This window comes from Amycolatopsis sp. NPDC050768 (assembly GCF_040654155.1).
Classification (GTDB): domain Bacteria; phylum Actinomycetota; class Actinomycetes; order Mycobacteriales; family Pseudonocardiaceae; genus Amycolatopsis.
Map to the genome: position 1 here is coordinate 204,595 of NZ_JBFAHL010000010.1, position 19,454 is coordinate 224,048.

Below are 19,454 nucleotides of genomic sequence, written 5' to 3' on the forward strand. Positions count from 1 at the left end.
GAGCGTGACCGTACGGCACTGCTGGTGTGGGGCTCCACACGGCTGTCCGCGTCTTCCGGGATCGTGACCACTGACTCATCCACCGACATGGTCCGGGAACAGTAGGGGGTGTTCGTTCCGGCGATGTTAACGCCCCGCCCGCAACGTCCCGTTTTTTTCAGACCAGCGCGTGGCGGCCCGTGCGCTCAGCGTCAGCACTCTGGTCGAGCACGCGCGCGGCGACGCGGCCGATCGCGGCGTCGAGCTCGGCGCGGTCGCCGGTGCCCCAGTCGGCGAGCCGCTCGGCCAGCCAGTCGCGCCAGGCGCGCACGAGCTTGCCGAACTCCTCGCGCCCGGCCTCCGTGAGCGCCCAGCTCCCGCCGGAGAACCTGAGGTACCCGGTGAGCTCCAGCCGCGCGAACGCGGGTTCCAGCACCTGCGGGGGCACGCCGTAGTGCTGCCCGATCGCCGTGAGCGTCGCCGGTTCGCCACGGCGTTCACGCAGGTGGACCTGCACGAGGCACCACAGGCCACCGTGGTCGAGCTCGGAACCGGAGCGCGCCGCGATGGCGGGCGCGACCTTGCGCCGCTCGCGGAAGAAGAGCGTGGCGATGGCCCGTTCCAGCTCGCGGTCGTGGTCGCGCGCCTCGGGCATCGCGAACCCGTCGCCGAGATCGGGTGCGGCCGCCCTGGACGTGTCACGCAGCGGCACCTCCTTGAGGAAGAACGCCAGCGCCAGCGCGACGAGGCCCACCGGAGCGGCCGACAAGAACACCACATGCAGTGAATCGCTGTACGCGGCGATCACGGGCTGTGACACCGTCGGGGGAAGCTGGTGCAACGCCTGCGGCACCTGCGTCGCCCGCGGATCGACTCCCGGTGGCAGGGGGTGCGCCGCGAGAGCGCCGGCCAGGTTCGGGCCGAGCTGGTTGGCGTAGACCGTGCCGAAGATCGCCGCGCCGAACGAGCTGCCGATAGACCGAAGGAACGTGACGCCGGACGTGGCGACGCCGATGTCGCGGTAGTCGACCGTGTTCTGCACCGCGATGGTGAGGACCTGCATGCCGAGGCCGATCCCGAGACCCAGCACCGCCATGTACAGCGCCGACTCCCAGAACCCGGTGTCCGGGTCGAGGCGCGAGAGCAGGTAGAGCCCGGCTGTCATCAGGGCGGAGCCCACCAGCGGGAAGATCTTGTACCGGCCCGTGCGGCTCACGAGGTTACCCGAAAGGATCGACGCGAACAGCAATGCCAGCACCATCGGCAGCAGCCGCACCCCGGACGACGTCGCCGAGACGCCTTGCACGTACTGCATGTAAGTGGGCAGGTAGGACAGCGCCCCGAGCATCGCGAAGCCGACGACGAAACTCATGATCCCGGCCACGGTGAACACGGGGTTCCGGAACAGCCGCATCGGCAGCATCGGTTCTTTCGCCCGGAGCTCCACCAGCACGAACAGCCCGAGCAGCACGATCGAGCCGACCGCCATCCCGATGATCGTCGGCGAGCCCCACGCGTACGTGGTGCCGCCCCAGCTCGTGACGAGCGAGCCCGGTGGCGGCGAGGCCGATGAGCAGGATGCCGAGGTAGTCGATCACGGGCTTGAGGGCGGCTCGCGCGTTGGGCATCGCGGACGCGGCCACGATGAGCACCACGACGACCAGCGGGATGTTCACGTAGAACGCCCAGCGCCACGACAGGTGGTCCACGAAGAAGCCGCCGAGCATCGGCCCGGCCACGGTCACCACGCCGAACACCGAGCCGAGCGCGCCTTGGTACTTGCCGCGCTCGCGCAGTGGCACGACGTCGGCGATGAGCGCTGTCGAGGTCACCATGAGGCCGCCGCCGCCCAGTCCCTGCACGGCCCGCCACACGATGAGCCACACCATGCTGTCGGCGAAGCCGCAGAAGAAGGACCCGACCCCGAAGATCACGACGGACAGCTGGAACATCAGCTTGCGCCCGAACAGGTCGCCGAGCTTGCCGACGACCACGGTCATGATCGTCTCGGCCAGCAAGTACGCGGTGACGACCCACGACAGGTGCCCCGCCCCGCCGAGGTCACCCACGATCGTGGGCAACGCGGTGCCCACGATCGTCTGGTCCAGCGCCGCGAGCAGCATGCCGAGCAGCACCGCGCCGAACACCGCGTTGATCTTCCGCCGCGACAACCCGGCCCCCAGCGCGGCCGGCTCCTCCTGCGTCACCTCGGCGGTGGCCGTCATGCGCCCTCCTCGTCACCCGCTCGGCGGTCGTTCCCGCGGGTCCACCGTAGGGCGAGGTGTCCACTGTGGATAGCCACTCGTTCCGGTGACACCGGGCAGGTCCGAGGCTCCGGCGACCGTCACATTGACCGGACGCGTGAGCGTGGCCAGAGTGTCCCTCGTGGACTACGTGGACGAACGCTCCGGCCGCCGCTACCCGCTCGACGCACTGCGCTGGTGCGGGGACGACGGCGCGCCGCTCACCGTGGAAGCGCTGCCGGGCATCACGCGCGAGCAGGTGGACACCGCCACGCGGTCGCTGTGGCGCTACCGCGCCGCGCTGCCCGGCGATCTGCGGCCGATCTCGCTCGGCGAGGGCTGCACGCCGCTGGTCGAGCGCCCGTGGCGCGGGCACGACACGCGGTTCAAGCTCGAGTGGTTCAGCCCCACGGGGAGCTTCAAGGACCGCGGCAGCAGCGTCATGCTCTCGGCACTCGCCCAAGCCGGCGTGCGCGAGGTCCTCGAAGACAGCTCCGGCAACGGCGGTTCCTCGGTGTCGGCCTACGCGGCCGCCGCGGGCATCGCGGCCACGATCCTCGCGCCGGAGGCGACGTCGCCCGCGAAGATCCTGCAGAGCCGCGCGTACGGCGCGACCGTGGACCTCGTGCCGGGCACCCGCGACGACACCGCCGCCGAAGCCCTGCGCCGATCCGGTGAAACCACCTACGCGAGCCACAACTGGCACCCGTTTTTCCTGCAGGGCACCAAAACCCTCGCGTACGAGCTGTGGGAGGACTTCGGGTACACCGCGCCGGACACGGTCGTGACCGTGGCCGGCGCGGGCAGCATCGTCCTCGGCCTCGACCTGGGGTTCGGCGAGCTGCTCGCCTCCGGCGCGATCGCGAAGCGGCCGCGCCTGCTCGTCGCGCAGCCCGCGAACTGCGCGCCGATCGACGCCGCCTTCCGCGCCGGTGCCGACAGTGCCGTGCCGACGCAGTTCGCGCCGACGATCGCCGAGGGCACCGCCATCCGCGAACCGGTCCGCCTCCCCGAGGTGCTCGCCGCGATCCGCCGCTCGGGCGGGGCGACGGTGGCGATCGCCGAGGACGAGATCGCCCGCGCCGCGCGGGAGCTCCCGCGGATCGGCCTCTACGCCGAGCCGACCAGCGCCACCGCGGCGGCCGCCGTCGACCTCTTCCGCGCCGACGGCGTGCTCGCGCCCGGAGAGAGGACCGCCGTCATCCTCACCGGCTCGGGGCTGAAGGCGGCCACCACGATGAGCACGCTCATCTGACCCCGCACCCGGTCAGCGGTCGTGACTGCGCCGGTCGTAGGAGACCGCGTAGATCGCGCTGCGGGCGGCCAGGATCGGGTCGTCGGACAGCTCGATGCCCTCGGTGAGCAGCGTGGGGTCGAAGACCTGGGAGTTCCAATGCTTCTGGTCGGTGACCTCGGCGGTGATCGCCAGCCGGCCGGCCGTGACCTCCGTGCGGTCCTCGGGCCAGACCAGCGTGGCGTCGTTCGTGGGGTCGCCCGGCTCGCCGAGCTGCACCTTGAGCGTGAACTCGACCGGTCCGCGCGCCAGCCGCTCGCCGAGCTCACCGGTGAGGTGCTCGGCCGACCAGTCGCCGCCCTCTCCGGCGGCGAGCACGTGGTCGCCGGCCTCGGGCACCCAGCGGTAACGCACCGGGCGCAGGGAACCGTCGGCGGCGCGCCAGAAGAACGCGTGGATCGCCCAGTAGGTGGTGGTGCCGTAGCTGACCGGCGTGGGCAGCTGCGAGGCGGTGAACAGGCCCGGGCCCGCGCTCGGGTGCGCGCCGACGTGGGCCTGCACCTTGCCGAGGTCGGGCGCGCCGGTGGCCGGGTCGGGCTCGGCCGACTTGAGCAACGCGAGGAAGTCCTCGGGCGTCGCGGCGATGAACCGGTCGAGGTTCACGCCGACGATGTCGGTGTTGCCGCCACCCGGGAGGTGGAACTTCACCGCGAGCCCGCGCACGGCCGTGCCGGCGTCGGGCAAGTGCGGGTTGGTGTCGGTGTGCGAGAACCGCACGGTCGCGCGCACGGGCTCGCCCCGCAGGTGCGCCGCCGTGGTGAGGTCGGCGGCGACGCCGGACGGGACGAAAGTGGCGTCGTAGCAGACGCCCCGGGCGTGGGCCCGGCGGTAACCCGGGTAGGTGCCTTTCAGCTGCTCGATCTCGTCCACGATGGACACGGAGAGCTGGGACGCGGGCAGTTCGGTGGTCATGTCGCGAAGGTAACGGCCGTCGCGCGTGCGCGCCCGCCGCATTACCCTCCCGGCCACGGAAGTGTTCCTGAAGTTCCCCGCGAACCTGAGAGATATTCCGAAATCCCGGTCACCGTAATCGCCGGCCCGCGCGAATCAAGCCTTGATCAAGTCACCGGAAGAATGGTGCCGCTGTCAAATCGAGGGAGCGTTTTCACGGGATTTTCCCCGAGTGAGGTGTCGCACACCTTAAGTCTTCCTTGGTGTGCTTGGTCACGCGCGCCCGCACCGCTAGCGTCACGCAACCATGGATTCCACAGTGGTCGCAGGCGAAGGCGACAGCTACACGAAAGCACTGGGCAACCGCCAGGTGCAGATGATCGCGATCGGCGGCGCGATCGGTGTCGGCCTCTTCCTCGGGGCCGGCGGCAAGCTCCAGCAGGTCGGCCCGTCGCTGGTGCTCTCCTACGCCATCTGCGGCATCGCCGCGTATTTCGTCATGCGCGCACTCGGTGAGCTCGTCCTGCACGAACCGAGTTCGGGAAGTTTCGTCACCTACGCCCGCAAGTTCATCGGGCCGTGGGCCGGTTTCGTCTCCGGCTGGATGTACTGGGTGAACTGGGCGATGACCGGCATCGCCGAGATCACCGCCGTCGCGATCTACGTGCACAAGTGGCTGCCCGACGTGCCGCAGTGGATCACCGCGCTCGTCGCGCTCGGCGTGCTGCTCGGCGTGAACCTGGTGAGCGTGAAGCTGTTCGGCGAGCTGGAGTTCTGGTTCTCCGTGGTGAAGGTGCTCGCGATCGTCGTCTTCCTGATCACGGCGATCGGCCTCGTGTTCGCGGGCGCCGACATCGGCGGCACCCCGGCCGGTGTGCACAACCTGACCGACCACGGCGGCTTCTTCCCCGCGGGCATCGGCATCGCGCTCATGACCCTGCAGGCCGTGATCTTCGCCTACTCCGCGATCGAGGTCGTCGGCATCGCGGCCGGCGAGACCAAGGACGCGCGCAAGGTGCTGCCGAAGGCGATCAACGGTGTCGTCTGGCGCATCGGCGTGTTCTACGTCGGTTCGGTGCTGCTGCTGGCGATGCTGATGCCGTGGTCGTTCTACAGCGGCAGCGAAAGCCCGTTCGTCACCGTCTTCTCGCGCCTGGGCATCGGCGGCATCGGCGACGTGATGAACGCCGTAGTGCTCACGGCCGCGCTCTCGTCGTGCAACTCGGGTCTCTACTCGACCGGGCGCATCCTGCGGGCGCTGGCCGACCACGGCGAGGCGCCGAAGTTCGTCGGCCGCATGAACAACCGTCACGTGCCCTACGGCGGCATCCTGTTCACATCGATCGTCTACGTGCTCGGCGTGGTGCTGAACTACATCGTGCCGCAGGAGGCCTTCGACATCGCCATCGCGGTGGCGTCGCTCGGCGTGGTGGCCACGTGGGCCACGCTCATCTACTCGCAGATCCGGATGCGCCAGGCCGCGCTGCGCGGCGAGGTCGAACGGCCGAGCTACCGCATGCCGGGCGCGCCCTACACCGGCTGGGCCACGCTCGGGTTCCTCCTGCTGGTGGTCGTGCTGATGGGCTTCTCCGACGGCGCCGAGAAGATCGCGTTCTACTCCATTCCCGTGCTCGCGATCGTCCTGGCGGTCGGCTGGCGGATCGTGGCGCGCCGGCGCGGCGCGCGCGTCGGCGACAACGCCTGAGCCCGGCACCGGGCCGTACCGCACACGCCCGGCCGGGCACCGTTCCCGGCCCGGCGTGTGCGGTGCGGGCATACTCGGATCCGGCGGCGCGGACGCGTCGCACGGCGGGAGGTCGGTGATGGTGTCGTCGGAAACGTCCCGGAAGGTGACGATCCACGACGTCGCCCGCAGCGCGGGGGTGTCGCGCCAGACCGTGTCGCGGGCGCTCAACGACAAGGCCGAGATCGACGGCACCACGAAACAGCGGGTGCTCGACGCGGCCCGTGAGCTCGGCTACCGGCCGAGCCGGTTCGCCCGCGGCCTCGTGCGCCAGGACACCACCACGATCGGGCTCGTGATCCCCGACCTGCTCAACCCGTTCTTCACCGAGGTCGCCGCCGCCGCGCTCGAGGCCGCGCGCGCCCGCGGCTGGCACGTGGTCGTGTACGACACCTCCGACAGCGCCGAGGAAGAACTCGGCACGCTGCAGGTGATCGGTTCGCAGGTCGACGCCGTCGTCGGCTACTTCAGCCGGCCCGAGGACGAGCTCGACCGCTTCACCCGCGGCATCCCCGTGGTCCTCATCGGCCGCGAACACCACACGCCCCGGTTCAGCTCGATCCGGGTCGAGGGCGCGGACGGCGTGCAGGCCGCGATCACGCACCTCGTGCGAGCCGGTCACCGGCGCATCGGCATGCTCGACCACGCGGGCCGCGCCGAGCCGAGCGTCCGGCGCGACTGGTTCGCCGCCGCGGTCGCCGCGCACGGGCTCGAAGCCGAGGTCGTCGAGCGGGCCGCCCAGTCGGTGGACGGCGGGGCCGCGGCCCTGGAGGCGCTGCTGGCCGAGCACCCCGACGTGACGGCCGTGTTCACCTTCAACGACATCATCGCCATGGGCGCCCTGCGCGCCGCCCGCCGCCTCGGGCGCCGGGTGCCGGACGACCTCGCCGTGGTCGGGTTCGACGGGCTCCAGCTCGGCACCGTCGTGGACCCGGCATTGACCAGCGTCGCCCTCGACACGCGCCGGCTGGGCGCCCTCGCGATCGACCAGGCCGCGCGCCTGCTCACCGGCGCGACTCCCCTGTCGGCCGACGAGCTCGTGATCCAGGCCGAGCTGCTGGTCCGCGAATCCGCCTGAGCCTCTCCGCTTGACACCTCACGGCACCTCGCGCACACTTCCGGGCAATTCGTGAACGTTCACGGGAGCGTTCACGGAGCTCTCCGGAGGGTCCCCGATGACGTTGACTCGACGACGGTTCCTGACCGGCGCGGCGGCACTCGGCGCCGCGGCGTTCGGGGCAGTTGCCTGCACCAGTCCCACGACCGCCAACCCAGGGCGGATCACGCTCTGGTACACCTCGAACGGCCTGTCCGACGCCGTGCTCGGCGAGGCCGTGAAGCGGTTCGCCGCCGACAGGCTGACCCCTTCGCAGGTCAGCGGCGAGCTGAAACAGCGGCTGCTCGCCGCGCTGGCCGGCGAGGCCTACCTGCCCGACTTCACCATGCTCGGCGACGACATCGCCACCTACTTCGCCGACACCGACCACTTCGTCGACCTGAACAGCCTCGGCGCGGCCGGTGTGCGCGACGAGTACCTGCCCTGGAAGTGGCAGGCGGGCACCAGCCCCGACGGCTTCCAGCTCGGGTTTCCCGTCGACGTCGGCCCGGCCGCGCTGTACTACCGCCACGACCTGTTCACCCAGGCCGGCCTGCCGAGCGAACCCGACGAGGTCGCCGCGGCCGTGTCCACATGGGACGACTACTTCGCGTTCAGCGCGCAGGTGCAGAAGAAGCTGCCCGGCCGTTACATGATCACCGACACCAAGACGGTGTTCACGTACTCGCTCGCGCAGGAACCGCGCAAGTACTTCGACCGGGCCAACCACTACCTCGACGACCAGTCGCAGGTGCGCCGCGCGTGGGACCGGGCCGTGCAGGCGTTCCGGATGGGCCTGACCGCCGGGTACGCGGGTTCGCAGAGCGTCAACGGCCAGTCGATCGACCGCCACGCGGCCTGGAACAGCGGCAAGGAGCTCAGCTTCGTCAACGCCTCCTGGATCACCGGCGAGCTCAAGGAGTCGGCGCCGGGCACCTCGGGCAAGTGGCGTGTGTGCCGGCCACCCGGCGGCGCGGGCAACCAGGGCGGTTCGTTCCTGGCGATCACGAAGTACTGCCCCGACCCGCACGCCGCGTTCGAGATCGTGAAGTGGCTGCAGTCGCCGCAGAACCAGCCGCAGACGTTCCTGGACCTGGGGCTCTTCCCGCCCAGTCCGTCGGCCTACACCGACCCGCGGCTGCTCGCACCCGAGCCGTTCTTCGGCGGGCAGGTGACGATGGACGTGTTCTCGAAGATCGCGCGGGAGGTCCAGCCCGTGTACTTCAGCCCGTGGGACATCACGATCAGCGACACGTTCACCGACGAACTGACCAATGTGGAGAGTGCGGGCAAGGACCCCGAGGACGCGTGGCGCGACGCCCGCGCTTCGGTGGAACGCCTGCTGCGCCGCCAGGGGGTGCTCTCGTGACCGCGATCCTGCCCGCCGAGACGGCCGGCGCCCGCCGTGCCCCGGTCCGCCACACCGCCGACGGCCGCCGCAAACGGTGGCGCTACCTGCCGCAGTACCTGGCCGTCGCGCCGTTCTTCGTGCTGTTCGCGATCTTCGGCGTCTACCCGGTGCTGTACTCGCTCTACCTCGCGCTGCAGCGCTGGGACGGCGTCGGCCCGATGAAGTTCGTCGGGCTGGAGAACTTCGCGTTCCTGCTGTCGGACACCACGTTCTGGGACTCGATCGGCAACACTCTGATCATCTGGGTGATGTCGACGGTCCCGATGACGGCGCTCGCGCTGCTCATCGCGGTCGGCCTCAACTCTTCGGTGCGGTACAAGGGTGTGCTGCGCGTCGCGTACTTCCTGCCGAACGTGACCTCGATCGTGGCGATGTCGCTGGTGTTCGGCTCGATCTTCTCCGACGAGTTCGGGATCCTGAACTGGTTCCTGGGCCTGTTCGGCATCGGCAACGTCGATTGGCTGAGCGACCCGTGGGCCATTCGCGGCGCGATCTCGATCATGATCATCTGGCGCTGGACGGGCTACAACGCGATCATCTTCCTGGCCGGGCTGCAAGCGTTGCCACCGGATGTGTTCGAGGCCGCCCGCATCGACGGCGCCGGCCCGGTGCAGACGTTCTTCCGCATCACGCTGCCGCTGCTGCGGCCGGTGCTGCTGTTCTCCGTGGTGATGTCGGCGATCAACGGGCTGCAGATCTTCACCGAGTCGCAGGTGCTGCTCGGCAACCGCGGCGGCCCGGGCGGCGCGGGCATGACGATGGTCCTCTACTTCTACAACACGGCCTTCGCGGACAACGACTTCGGTTACGGCGCGGCGATCGCGTGGGGCATCTTCGTGGTCGTCGTCCTCTTCTCGATCCTCAACTGGCGGCTCGTGATGCGGCCCGAGCGCGGCCAGGTCCAGACCAAGGGAGCCGGCCGATGACGACCAGGCGCGCACGGGTGCTGACGCTGGTGGCGCTGATCGTCGGCGCCCTGATCACCCTTTTCCCCTACTACTGGCTCGCCGTGATGGCGTCCAACACCACGGCCGACATCTACGCGACCCCGCCGCGGCTGACGTTCGGCGGGCACCTGTTCGCCAACATCGGCGAGGTGTTCGCGAAGATCGACTTCTTCGGATCGCTGCTCAACACGCTGATCGTCGCCGTGGTCACCACGTTGCTGGTGCTGTTCTTCGACTCGCTGGCGGCGTTCACCTTCGCCAAGTACGACTTCCCGGGCAGCAGCGTGCTCTTCGGCATCCTGCTCTCGACGTTCGTGGTGCCCACGCAGCTCTCGGCGATCCCGCAGTTCACGTTGATGGCGAACTTCGGCTGGGTCGGTGACCTCAAGGCGCTCATCATCCCGGCCGCCGCCAATGCCTTCGGCATCTTCTGGATGCGCCAGTACGCCCGCGGCGCCATCCCGGACGAGCTGCTGGAAGCGGCACGGATGGACGGCGCGGGGTTCTTCCGCACGTACCTGTCGGTCGGGCTGCCGGTGCTGCGCCCGGCGCTCGCGTTCCTCGGCATCTTCACCTTCGTCAACGCCTGGAACGACTACCTGTGGCCGCTGGTCGTGCTGATCGACTCCAACCACGTGACGCTGCAGGTGGCGCTCTCGCAGCTGCAGGGCGTGTACGTGAAGGACTACAGCGTCGTGATGGCCGGGACACTCGTGGCGATCGTGCCGCTGATCATCGTGTTCCTCTTCGGTGCCCGGCACTTCATCCGCAACATCGCCGCCGGCGCCCTCAAGGGCTGAAAGGAATCCATGTCGTCGTCGTACGTCGAAGACCCCGCCCCCGGCCACGGCTCACTACTGGCCCGCGCCGCGTTCTCTTCGGACGCGCGGTCGGTGAGCCTGGCCGGGACGTGGCGGTTCCGCCTCTCGCCCTCTCCGGCGGCCGCGCCCGAAGGGATCGCGCGCGACGACTTCGACGACAGCGGCTGGGACACGCTCACGGTGCCGGGCCACTGGCAGCTGCAGGGACACGGGAAACCGGCCTACACCAACGTGCACTACCCGTTCCCGGTGCAGCCGCCGCTGGTGCCTTCGGACAACCCGACAGGGGATCACCGCCTCACGTTCGATCTGCCGGCCGGCTGGCCGGACGAGCCTGCGGTGCTGCGCTTTGACGGCGTCGACTCGTGCGCGAAGGTGTGGCTCAACGGCGAGGAGCTCGGCGTCACGCGCGGCAGCCGGCTGCCGACCGAGTTCGAGGTGAGCCACCTGCTGCGTGCGCGCGGAAACGTGCTGGCCGTGCGCGTGCACCAGTGGTCCTCGGGCAGCTACCTCGAGGACCAGGACATGTGGTGGCTCTCGGGCATCTTCCGCGGGGTCACGCTGCTCTCGCGCCCGGCGGGTGGTGTCGAGGACTACCAGCTGCACGCCGACTACGACCACGTCGGCGGCCTCGGCACGCTCTCGGTCACCGCGGCCGAGGGCGTGCTGCTGAGCGTGCCCGAGCTCGGCGTCGAGAACCTGCCGGCCGGCTCGCCGGTGGAAGTCGCCGTGGAGCCCTGGAGCGCCGAATCGCCGCGGCTCTACCACGGTGAGGTGCACACCGCGGCCGAACGCGTGCCGGTGCGGATCGGGTTCCGCACCGTGGCGATCGAGGACGGCCTGCTCAAAGTGAACGGCCGGCGGGTGCTGCTCCGCGGAGTCAACCGGCACGAGCACCACCCGCGGTTCGGCCGCGCGCTGCCGCGCGAGTTCGCGCTGGCCGACGTGCTGCTCATGAAGCGCCACAACGTGAACGCGGTGCGCACCAGCCACTACCCGCCGGACCCGTACTTCCTCGAGCTGTGCGACACCCACGGACTGTGGGTGATCGACGAGTGCGACCTCGAGACCCACGGCTTCGGCGACCTGGGCTGGGCGGGCAACCCGAGCGACGACCCGCGCTGGGGCGAGGCCTACCTCGACCGCATGCGCCGCACCGTCGAGCGCGACAAGAACCACCCGTCGATCGTGCTGTGGTCGCTCGGCAACGAGGCCCACACCGGCCGCAACCTCGCCGCGACGGCCGCGTGGACGCGGGAGCGCGATACGTCGCGGCCGGTGCACTACGAAGGCGACTTCGAGTGCGAGTACGTGGACGTGTACAGCCGCATGTACGCCGACCACGCAGAGGTCGACCGGATCGGCCGCCGCGACGACGCCAACGAACGCCGCCGGTCGCTGCCGTTCCTGCTGTGCGAGTTCGCGCACGCGATGGGCAACGGGCCGGGCGGGCTGCTGGAGTACCGCGAGCTGTTCGAGCGGTACCCGCACGTGCAAGGCGGGTTTGTGTGGGAGTGGCTCGATCACGGGCTTGCCCAGCGCGACGCCGGAGGCCGCGAGTACTTCGCGTACGGCGGCGACTTCGGCGAACAGATCCACGACGGCAACTTCGTGATCGACGGCCTGGTCCACCCCGACCGCACGCCCTCGCCCGCGCTGGCCGAGTTCGCGAAGGTCTTCGAACCGGTGCGGATCGACGCGAGCGCCGAGGGGGTGCGGATCTCGAACCACTACGACGTGGTCGGGTCGGCGCACCTGGTGTTCCGCTGGAGTTTCGAGGACGACGGCGTCGAGGTGGCGGCCGGCGAGCTGGCCGTACCCGAGGTCCACCCCGGACAGAGCCTCGACGTGCCGCTCCCCCGGCTGCCCGATGCCTCGGGAGAAGGCGTGCTCACCGTGCGAGCGGTGCTGGCGGCCGACACCGGCTGGGCATCCGCGGGCCACGTCGTGGCGTGGGGGCAGCTGCCCGTGACGCCCGCGGCCGACCCCGTGCCTCCCGCAGTGGGTGCGCCACTGCTGCGTGAACGGGGGCTCCTGCGGCTCGGGCCCGGCGCGTTCGACGCCGCCACCGGCCGGCTCGTCGCGCTCGGCGGCCACCGCGTCGAGGGGCCGCGACTGGACCTGTGGCGCGCGCCGACCGACAACGACCGGGGTTCCGACGACCCCGAAGCCGCGCAGTGGCGGGCCGCGGGCCTGCACCGGCTGCAGCACCGCGTGGCCGAAGTGGACGGACGAGCGTCGGCTCTCGTCGTGCGGACGCGGGTCGCGCCGCCCGGGCTCGGGTTCGGCATGCTCGCCGAGTACCACTGGACCGCCGACGGCGACCGCCTGCGCCTGCGCGTCGAGCTGGAGCCGGACGGCGAGTGGCCCTGCACGCTCCCCCGCCTCGGCCTGCGGATGGCGGTGCCAGGCGCGTTCGGCGGCGTCGAGTGGTTCGGCGCCGGCCCGGGCGAGGCGTACGCCGACAGCCGTCAGGCGGCGCGGATCGGCCGGTTCGCCTCCACGGTGGACGCTTTGCAGACGCCGTACGTGTACCCGCAGGAGAACGGCAACCGCGCCGACGCGCGCTGGCTGCGCCTGACATCCGTGGGCGGCGCCGGGCTCCGGATCGAGGGCGAGCCGGTGTTCGACTTCACCGCGCGGCGCTGGACTTCGGAGGACCTCGACGCCGCTCGCCACACCGTCGACCTCGTGCCGGGTGAGCTCGTGCACCTCAACCTCGACTTGGCCCAGCACGGACTCGGCACCGCCTCCTGCGGGCCCGGCGTGCTGCCGCGCTACCGCCTGCGCGCCCAGAAGGCGAGCCTCACGCTCACGTTCTCCCCGATCACGCCCGAAGGAGCCACCCGATGACCGGTGCGCCCGAGGTCCGCCTCGTCCCGCACACGCACTGGGACCGTGAGTGGTACGAGCCGTTCCAGCGGTTCCGCCTTCGCCTGGTCGACCTGCTCGACGAACTCCTCGACCACGCCGAGGCCGACCCGCGGTTCCGGTTCACGCTCGACGGGCAGATGGCGGCCGTCGACGACTACCTGGAGGTGCGCGGCGAGAACCGCGACCGGGTGGCCGCGCTGGTCGCGTCCGGGCAGCTCGCGGTGGGGCCGTGGCAGATCCTGCTCGACGAGTTCCTCGTCTCGGGCGAGAACATCGTGCGCAACCTGGAGCTCGGCTGGGCGCGCGCCACCGAGCTCGGCGGCGCGATGCGCGTGGGCTACCTGCCCGACGAGTTCGGCCATTGCGCGCAGATGCCGCAGATCCTGGCGGCCGCCGGGTTCGAGCACGCGTGCGTGTGGCGCGGGGTTCCGTCCGGAGTGGAAGGTCACGCGTTCCGCTGGACGGCGCCGGACGGCAGCTCCGTGCGTGTGGAGTACCTGGCCGGCGGTTACGGCAACGCGGCCTACGTGTTCTCCGACCCCGGCTTCTTCGCCTCCCGCATGGCCGAGCTCGGGCGGCGGCTGCGGCCGTCGTTCGGCGCCGACCCCGTGCTCGCGATGTACGGCACCGACCACTCCGCGCCCGTCGGCTCGCTGGTGAAGCTCGTCGCCGGGCTCGACCCGGCGTCGGTCGACGTGCGGATCAGCACGCTGGCCGAGTACGTCGGCGCGCGCGACGCCACGGACCCTTCGCTGCCGGTGGTCCAAGGTGAGCTGCGCAGCCACGCGGCGGCCAACATCCTGCCGGGTGTCCTTTCGGTGCGCCCGCAGCTCAAGCAGGCGATGGCGCGGGCGGAGCGGCTCGTGGAGCGCTACGCCGAGCCGTTCGCCGCGCTGTTCTCGGCCGAGTGGCCGCAGCGGTTCCTGGACCTGGCGTGGTGGCGTCTGGTCGACGCGTCGGGGCACGACTCCGTGACCGGCTGCGGGGTCGACGAGACAGCGACGCAGGTGTTCGCCCGGATCAGCGAGGCGGGCCACCTCGGGCAGGCCGTGCGCGACCGCGTGGCCGGCCGGCTCGCGCGCTCCGTAGCGCGGGATTCGCTGCTGGTGCTCAACCCGACGCCCGCGGCTCGCCGCGACCTGGTGACGCTGGACGTGGAAGCGCCGTGGGCCGAGGTCGCGCTGGAGCTGCCCGACGGCACGCGCCTGCCCGCGCAGGTGGAGGCACACAGCGGACAGTTGCTGCACGAGGAAGCAGCCGCGGGCCCCGACCTGCCGCTGTTCCTGCCGCGCATCCACGGGCGCGAGCTGTTCGGTAGTGAGATCACCGGCTGGCGGTGCGACCCTTCGGCACGGCTGCTGGAGTTCTCCGTCGCGCGGCACGGCGGCGAGGAACCGTTCGACGTCGAAGCCGTGCGAGCGGCGGTGACCGGCGCGACTGGAGCGTGGACGATCCGCATCGTCCAGGCAGAGCAGCGGACGGTCACCGCGTTGGTCGACGTGCCGGCTCTCGGCTGGACGACCGCCCGCGTGGTGCCGGGCTCTGTTTCGGTCACCGCTCCGGTCGTCGCCGGCCCGTCGCTGAGCAACGGGCTCGTGACGGTCGAGGTGCGCGACGACGGCACGCTGCGGATCACCGCGGCCGACGGCACTGTCCTCGACGGCGTCGGCCGGATCGTCGACGGCGGCGATCGCGGCGATTCCTACAACTACGCCCCGCCCGGCACCGACACCCTGGTCACGCGGCCGGACTCGGTGCGGGTGGCACCGGGCGCCGAGGGGCCGCTGCGCACGACGTTCACCGTCGAGCGGACGTACTCGTGGCCGGCGGAGATGGACTGGGCGGGCGATCGGCGCAGCCCGTCGACTTCTCGTGGCACGGTGACGATGGCCGTCGAACTGCGCGCGGGTGAACCGTTCGTCCGCCTCGACCTCACGATCGACAACACCTCACGTGACCACCGCGTGCGATTCCACGTCCCGCTCGCCCGCGCCGCGCAGACCTCACACGCCGAAGGCCAGTTCGCCGTCGTCGAACGCGGGCGCACAGCCGAGGGCGGCTTCAGCGAGTACCCGATCCCGACGTTCCCGGCCCACGGATTCGCCGACGCCGGCGGCGCCGGACTGCTGCTGACGCAGGCGTGCGAGTACGAGCTCCTGGACGAAGCGCTCGCCCTCACCGTGCTGCGCACGAGCGGCCGGCTCAGCCGCAACGTCCACCCGTACCGCGAGGAGCCCGCCGGCCCGCAGATCCCGACGCCGCTCGCCCAGCAGATCGGCACCACCACCGTGCAGCTCGCCGTCCTCCCGCACACGGGCGACTGGCGCGCCGGCGCCGTGCTCGACGCGGCCGAGCGCTACCGCCATCCGCTGCACGCCACCCTCGGTACGGGCTCGCCCGACGCGCCGCCCGCGTCCCGGCACGGGCTCACGGTCGAGGGCGCGGTACTCACCAGCTTGCGGCGTCGCGAGGGCACGCTGGAGGTGCGGCTGGTGGCCCAGTCCCCTGAGGCGGCCGTCGCCGTGGTGCGCGGATCCTTCACATCGGCACAGCGAGTGGATCTGCTCGGCAAGCCCGGCGAAACCGTGCCGGTGACCGACAGAGAGCTGCGGCTTTCCCTGCGACCGTGGGAAATCGCGACGCTCCGCCTGTCCTGAACCTCAACCGCGGGTACGCAGCATCGGCGGCGACAGCAGCTCGGCCGGCCCCCTCCGGTACAGCCGGGCGGGGCGGCCGCCGTCGCGGGTCGTGGTGGTGCCGATTGGTTCGAGGAGTCCTTCGGCGCCCGTGACCTTGCGGTGGAAGTTGCGCGGGTCCAGCCGCGCGTCCCACACCAGCTCGTAGACGCGGCGCAGCTCGGCGACCGTGAACTCGGGCGGGCAGAACGCCGCGGCGAGCGGGGTGTACTCGAGTTTCGCGCGAGCCCGTTCGAGGCCGTCGGTGAAGATCTTCGCGTGGTCGAAGGCGAGCGTCGCCGGGTCGAGGCTCGCGACGGGGGTCCAGCGCGCCTCGGCCGCGTCCGTGCCGGCCTGCGGCACCGGCAGGTCGGGCGCGAGCGCCAGGTAGGCGATGGTCACCACGCGCAGCCGCGGGTCGCGGCCCGGGTCGCCGTAGCCCGCGAGCTGTTCGATGTGGACGGTGCCGGCTGCCAGGCCCGTCTCCTCCGCCAGCTCGCGCCGCGCCGCGGTGTCGAGGTCCTCGTCGGCGAGGACGAAGCCGCCGGGCAGCGCCCAGGCGTCGCGGAAGGGCTCGATCCCCCGCCGCACCAGCAGCACGCAGAGCTGCTCCCCCGTGATCGTGAGCACGACGAGGTCCACGGTGACCGCGCTGGGCGGGAACTCCTCCATGTGTCGCACACTACACCGTAACCGTCAGCTTGACGAAAAGACCGCCGAACCCATATCGTCACGGCGACGATAAGGAGGCCCCATGGTGGACATCAAGCGCCGGTTCGGGTTCCGGCACCTGCGGGGTGTGCCGACCGCGCACATCCGGCACCTGCGCGGCGGCAAGCTCGTGCACGACGGCACCGGGCTGTCATTCTGGTACCGGCCGCTGGCCGCGGCCCTGTCGGAGATCCCGGTAGACGACCGCGAGCTGCCGCTGCTCTTCCACGCGCGCACCGCCGACTTCCAGGACGTGACGGTGCAGCTCGCGCTCACGTTCCGTGTGGTCGACCCGGCGCTCGCCGCCCAGCGCCTCGACTTCTCCGTCGACCCGGACACGGGCCGTTGGCGCGGCGACCCTCTGGCGCAGATCAGCGGGCTGCTCACGGAGAACGTGCAGCAGTACGCCCTCGACGTGCTCACCCGCACGCCGCTCGCGGAGGCGCTTGTGGACGGTGTCGGCGCCGTGCGCGACCGCATCCGCGCGGGGCTGGCCGAGGAGGACACGCGGCTCGCGCAGACGGGTTCGGCCGTGCTCGACGTGCGTGTCGTCGCGATCCGAGCCGAGCCGGAGGTCGAGAAGGCGCTGCAGACGACCGCACGAGAGAAGGTGCAGCAGGAAGCCGACCGCGCGACCTACGAGCGGCGCGCGCTGGCCGTGGAACGCGAGCGCGCGATCGGCGAGAACGAGCTGCAGAACAAGATCGAGCTCGCCCGGCGCGAGGAGCAGCTGCACGTCCAGCGAGGCGCCAACGCCCGGCGTCAGGCCGAAGAAGCCGCGGCGGCCGACCACATCGAGACCGAGGCGCGCGCGAACCGGGAGACGCGGCTGGCGCACGTGAAGGCCGAGGCCACGCGAACGCTCGGCGAAGCGGAGGCGGCCGGCGAGGCCGCGAGGCTCGCCGCGTACCGCGACCTGCCGGAGCCGGTGCTGCGGGCGTTGGCCGTGAAGGAGCTGGCCGCGAACTTGCCGAAGATCGACAGCCTCGTACTCACGCCGGACCTGATCGCCCCGCTGCTGGCCCGGCTGGGGATCGGGTCGTGAGCCTCGCCCCGCGGGCCGTGGTGGTGCACCGGCGCACCGAGCTCGACGAGCTGCTCGCCCGCCACGGCACGCTCGGCCAGGCGGAGTTCTTCCTGGCCACGCGCGGCCGTTCGCTCGGTGACCGTTCGCTGCGTGACCTGGTAGAGCAGGACGCCGCGCTGCGGCGGGCGCTGACCGCGGTGTCGGCCGCTATCCCCCTCGACTGGCGCCGCGGCAGCGTCGAGCGAGCGGACCTGTCGCGCTTCCTGTTCACGCCGGAGGACGTGGTGCTCGTCGTCGGGCAGGACGGGCTCGTCGCGAACGTCGCGAAGTACCTGGCGGGCCAGCCCGTCGTCGGCGTCACGCCTGGTGAGCCGGGCGTCCTGGTGCGCCACCCAGCCGAGGCCACGGCGGACCTGCTGCGCTCGCTGGACTCCGTCGAGCCCCGCACGATGGTCGAACTGACCGCCGACGACGGACAGAAGCTCTTGGCGCTCAACGAGATCTACCTCGGCCACCCGAGCCACCAGACCGCGCGTTACCGCCTCGGCCCCGAGCGGCAGGCGTCGTCGGGCCTGCTGGTCGGCACCGGCACCGGTGCCACGGGCTGGTGCCGGTCGGTCTGGCAGGAACGGCACAGCCCGCTGCGCCTGCCGGCCGCCGACGAACGCCGGCTCGTGTGGTTCGTTCGGGAAGCGTGGCCCTCCCCCACGACCGGGACCTCGCTCACCGAGGGCGAGCTCACGACTTCGGCGCTGACGATCGACGTCGAGTCCGACCACCTCAGCGCGTTCGGCGACGGCCTCGAGAACGACGCGGTCACCGTGACGCGCGGGCAGTCGGTGACGTTCGCCCCTGCGGCTCGGGCGTTCCACCTGGTCCGCTGAGGCCCTCCGACAACTTCCGGAGTGCCTCGGCCGACCGCGTGCCCGGCTCGGCGTGGTAGATCACCATCAGCTGGTCTTCGGCGCCGCTGACCGCGAACTTGTCGTACTGCAGCTCCAGCTCGCCGACCCGCGGGTGGCACAGGTGGTGGGTCCCGCCGCCCGGCTGCGGGCGCACGTCGTGGCGGGGCCAGAGGCGGCGGAACAGCTCGCTCTCCTCCGACAGCTCCGCGACCAGCCCGACCAGCCGCGGATCATCCGGCTCGCCGGCGGCGCGCAAGCTCGCGACGAGGCCGCCCACCCGCGCCTCCCACCCGGTGAAGAACTCCTGCGCGGCGGAGTCGAGAAGGACGGCGCGCAGCAGGTTGGTGCCCGGCGTGTACACGGGCGACAACGCGGCGGCGATCGGGTTGGCGGCGAGGACGTCGAGGTAGCGGCCCTGCACGTACGCCGGCGTCTGTTCCCACGACGCGATCAGCCGCGCGACGCTGGACCGGACGTTCTCCTGGCTCTCCGGAGCGCGGCGACGGCGTGGCGCAGGGTCGGCGAGGTCGTGCAGGTACGCGGTCGCCTCGCGGTCGAGGCGGAGCCCGCGCGCCACGGCGTCGAGCACCTGCGCCGACGGGTGGCGATCCCGGCCCTGCTCCAGCCGCGTGTAGTACTCCGTGCTGATGCCCGCGAGCATCGCCAGCTCGTCACGCCGCAGACCCGGCACGCGCCGGTGGCCGTTCACGGTGATCCCGACGTCCTCCGGCCGCACCTGCTCGCGCCGCGCGCGCAGGTACTCGCCGATCACGTTTCCCGCCATGTCCCCCACGATAATTCGCCGAAGGTGGCCCTGCCGGCACCCCTGTCGGCGG

Annotated in this window: 13 protein-coding genes and 1 pseudogene; 10 read left to right on the forward strand and 4 right to left on the reverse strand. The window is 71.4% G+C overall.

All coding sequences use genetic code 11. The features are described from left to right. Positions 1 to 157: 157 nt before the first annotated feature. Positions 158 to 2,204: pseudogene (locus AB0H62_RS28580) on the reverse strand (MDR family MFS transporter). Positions 2,205 to 2,364: 160 nt separating this feature from the next. On the opposite strand from AB0H62_RS28580, the gene AB0H62_RS28585 reads away from it, so the two are divergent. Further along, positions 2,365 to 3,477, forward strand: a complete 1,113-nt coding sequence (locus tag AB0H62_RS28585) for a pyridoxal-phosphate dependent enzyme (protein ID WP_360589308.1) — start codon at positions 2,365 to 2,367, stop codon at positions 3,475 to 3,477. Positions 3,478 to 3,489: 12 nt separating this feature from the next. On the opposite strand, the gene AB0H62_RS28590 is transcribed toward AB0H62_RS28585, so the two are convergent. After that, positions 3,490 to 4,428, reverse strand: coding sequence for a catalase family peroxidase (locus AB0H62_RS28590; protein ID WP_360589310.1), 939 nt, complete (start codon positions 4,426 to 4,428; stop codon positions 3,490 to 3,492). A gap of 286 nt (positions 4,429 to 4,714) precedes the next feature. Here AB0H62_RS28590 and AB0H62_RS28595 point away from each other — a divergent pair, with 286 nt between their 5' ends. From AB0H62_RS28595 to AB0H62_RS28625, 7 genes are all read left to right on the forward strand, one after another. Next, positions 4,715 to 6,112, forward strand: a complete 1,398-nt coding sequence (locus AB0H62_RS28595) for an amino acid permease (RefSeq protein WP_360589312.1) — start codon at positions 4,715 to 4,717, stop codon at positions 6,110 to 6,112. A 118-nt stretch (positions 6,113 to 6,230) separates the two neighbouring features. Next, the gene (locus tag AB0H62_RS28600) at positions 6,231 to 7,229 is read left to right on the forward strand and encodes a LacI family DNA-binding transcriptional regulator (protein ID WP_360589314.1); all 999 of its coding nucleotides are present in this window, start codon (positions 6,231 to 6,233) and stop codon (positions 7,227 to 7,229) included. Positions 7,230 to 7,326: 97 nt separating this feature from the next. Then, a complete protein-coding gene (locus tag AB0H62_RS28605) occupies positions 7,327 to 8,616 on the forward strand; it encodes an extracellular solute-binding protein (RefSeq protein ID WP_360589316.1) in 1,290 nt (429 codons plus the stop codon). Continuing rightward, entirely contained in the window at positions 8,613 to 9,584 is a 972-nt protein-coding gene (locus AB0H62_RS28610; RefSeq protein ID WP_360589317.1) for a sugar ABC transporter permease, read from the forward strand. Before AB0H62_RS28605 ends, AB0H62_RS28610 begins: the two co-directional genes overlap by 4 nt. Continuing rightward, on the forward strand, positions 9,581 to 10,405 hold the full coding sequence (locus AB0H62_RS28615; RefSeq protein ID WP_360589319.1) for a carbohydrate ABC transporter permease: 825 nt from the start codon (positions 9,581 to 9,583) through the stop codon (positions 10,403 to 10,405). Before AB0H62_RS28610 ends, AB0H62_RS28615 begins: the two co-directional genes overlap by 4 nt. Before the next feature lie 9 nt (positions 10,406 to 10,414). Further along, positions 10,415 to 13,279, forward strand: coding sequence for a glycoside hydrolase family 2 TIM barrel-domain containing protein (locus AB0H62_RS28620; protein ID WP_360589321.1), 2,865 nt, complete (start codon positions 10,415 to 10,417; stop codon positions 13,277 to 13,279). Next, positions 13,276 to 15,957 carry a glycoside hydrolase family 38 C-terminal domain-containing protein gene (locus AB0H62_RS28625; RefSeq protein WP_360589323.1) on the forward strand — a complete coding sequence of 894 codons (2,682 nt, stop codon included), beginning with the start codon at positions 13,276 to 13,278 and terminating at the stop codon, positions 15,955 to 15,957. The genes AB0H62_RS28620 and AB0H62_RS28625 overlap by 4 nt, the downstream gene beginning before the upstream one ends. Positions 15,958 to 15,960: 3 nt before the next feature. On the opposite strand, the gene AB0H62_RS28630 is transcribed toward AB0H62_RS28625, so the two are convergent. Then, positions 15,961 to 16,647, reverse strand: coding sequence for an NUDIX domain-containing protein (locus AB0H62_RS28630; RefSeq protein WP_220240610.1), 687 nt, complete (start codon positions 16,645 to 16,647; stop codon positions 15,961 to 15,963). 82 nt (positions 16,648 to 16,729) lie between these two features. Between AB0H62_RS28630 and AB0H62_RS28635 the strand changes: the two genes are divergently transcribed. Then, complete coding sequence (locus AB0H62_RS28635) at positions 16,730 to 17,731, forward strand: SPFH domain-containing protein (protein WP_220240609.1); 1,002 nt, start codon at positions 16,730 to 16,732, stop codon at positions 17,729 to 17,731. Further along, entirely contained in the window at positions 17,728 to 18,597 is an 870-nt protein-coding gene (locus tag AB0H62_RS28640) for a hypothetical protein (RefSeq protein WP_360589326.1), read from the forward strand. The genes AB0H62_RS28635 and AB0H62_RS28640 overlap by 4 nt, the downstream gene beginning before the upstream one ends. On the opposite strand, the gene AB0H62_RS28645 is transcribed toward AB0H62_RS28640, so the two are convergent. Further along, on the reverse strand, positions 18,530 to 19,402 hold the full coding sequence (locus tag AB0H62_RS28645; RefSeq protein WP_360589328.1) for a helix-turn-helix transcriptional regulator: 873 nt from the start codon (positions 19,400 to 19,402) through the stop codon (positions 18,530 to 18,532). The two genes, AB0H62_RS28640 and AB0H62_RS28645, sit on opposite strands and share 68 nt — an antisense overlap. Positions 19,403 to 19,454: the final 52 nt, after the last annotated feature.

Excerpts from the sequence above, each read along its gene's own strand:
- AB0H62_RS28645 (WP_360589328.1), bottom strand. The coding sequence starts at position 19,402 with ATGGCGGGAAACGTGATCGGCGAGTACCTGCGCGCGCGGCGCGAGCAG.
- AB0H62_RS28595 (WP_360589312.1), top strand. The coding sequence starts at position 4,715 with ATGGATTCCACAGTGGTCGCAGGCGAAGGCGACAGCTACACGAAAGCA.
- AB0H62_RS28625 (WP_360589323.1), top strand. The coding sequence starts at position 13,276 with ATGACCGGTGCGCCCGAGGTCCGCCTCGTCCCGCACACGCACTGGGAC.
- AB0H62_RS28590 (WP_360589310.1), bottom strand. The coding sequence starts at position 4,428 with ATGACCACCGAACTGCCCGCGTCCCAGCTCTCCGTGTCCATCGTGGAC.
- AB0H62_RS28605 (WP_360589316.1), top strand. The coding sequence starts at position 7,327 with ATGACGTTGACTCGACGACGGTTCCTGACCGGCGCGGCGGCACTCGGC.
- AB0H62_RS28600 (WP_360589314.1), top strand. The coding sequence starts at position 6,231 with ATGGTGTCGTCGGAAACGTCCCGGAAGGTGACGATCCACGACGTCGCC.
- AB0H62_RS28615 (WP_360589319.1), top strand. The coding sequence starts at position 9,581 with ATGACGACCAGGCGCGCACGGGTGCTGACGCTGGTGGCGCTGATCGTC.
- AB0H62_RS28620 (WP_360589321.1), top strand. The coding sequence starts at position 10,415 with ATGTCGTCGTCGTACGTCGAAGACCCCGCCCCCGGCCACGGCTCACTA.
- AB0H62_RS28630 (WP_220240610.1), bottom strand. The coding sequence starts at position 16,647 with ATGGAGGAGTTCCCGCCCAGCGCGGTCACCGTGGACCTCGTCGTGCTC.
- AB0H62_RS28635 (WP_220240609.1), top strand. The coding sequence starts at position 16,730 with ATGGTGGACATCAAGCGCCGGTTCGGGTTCCGGCACCTGCGGGGTGTG.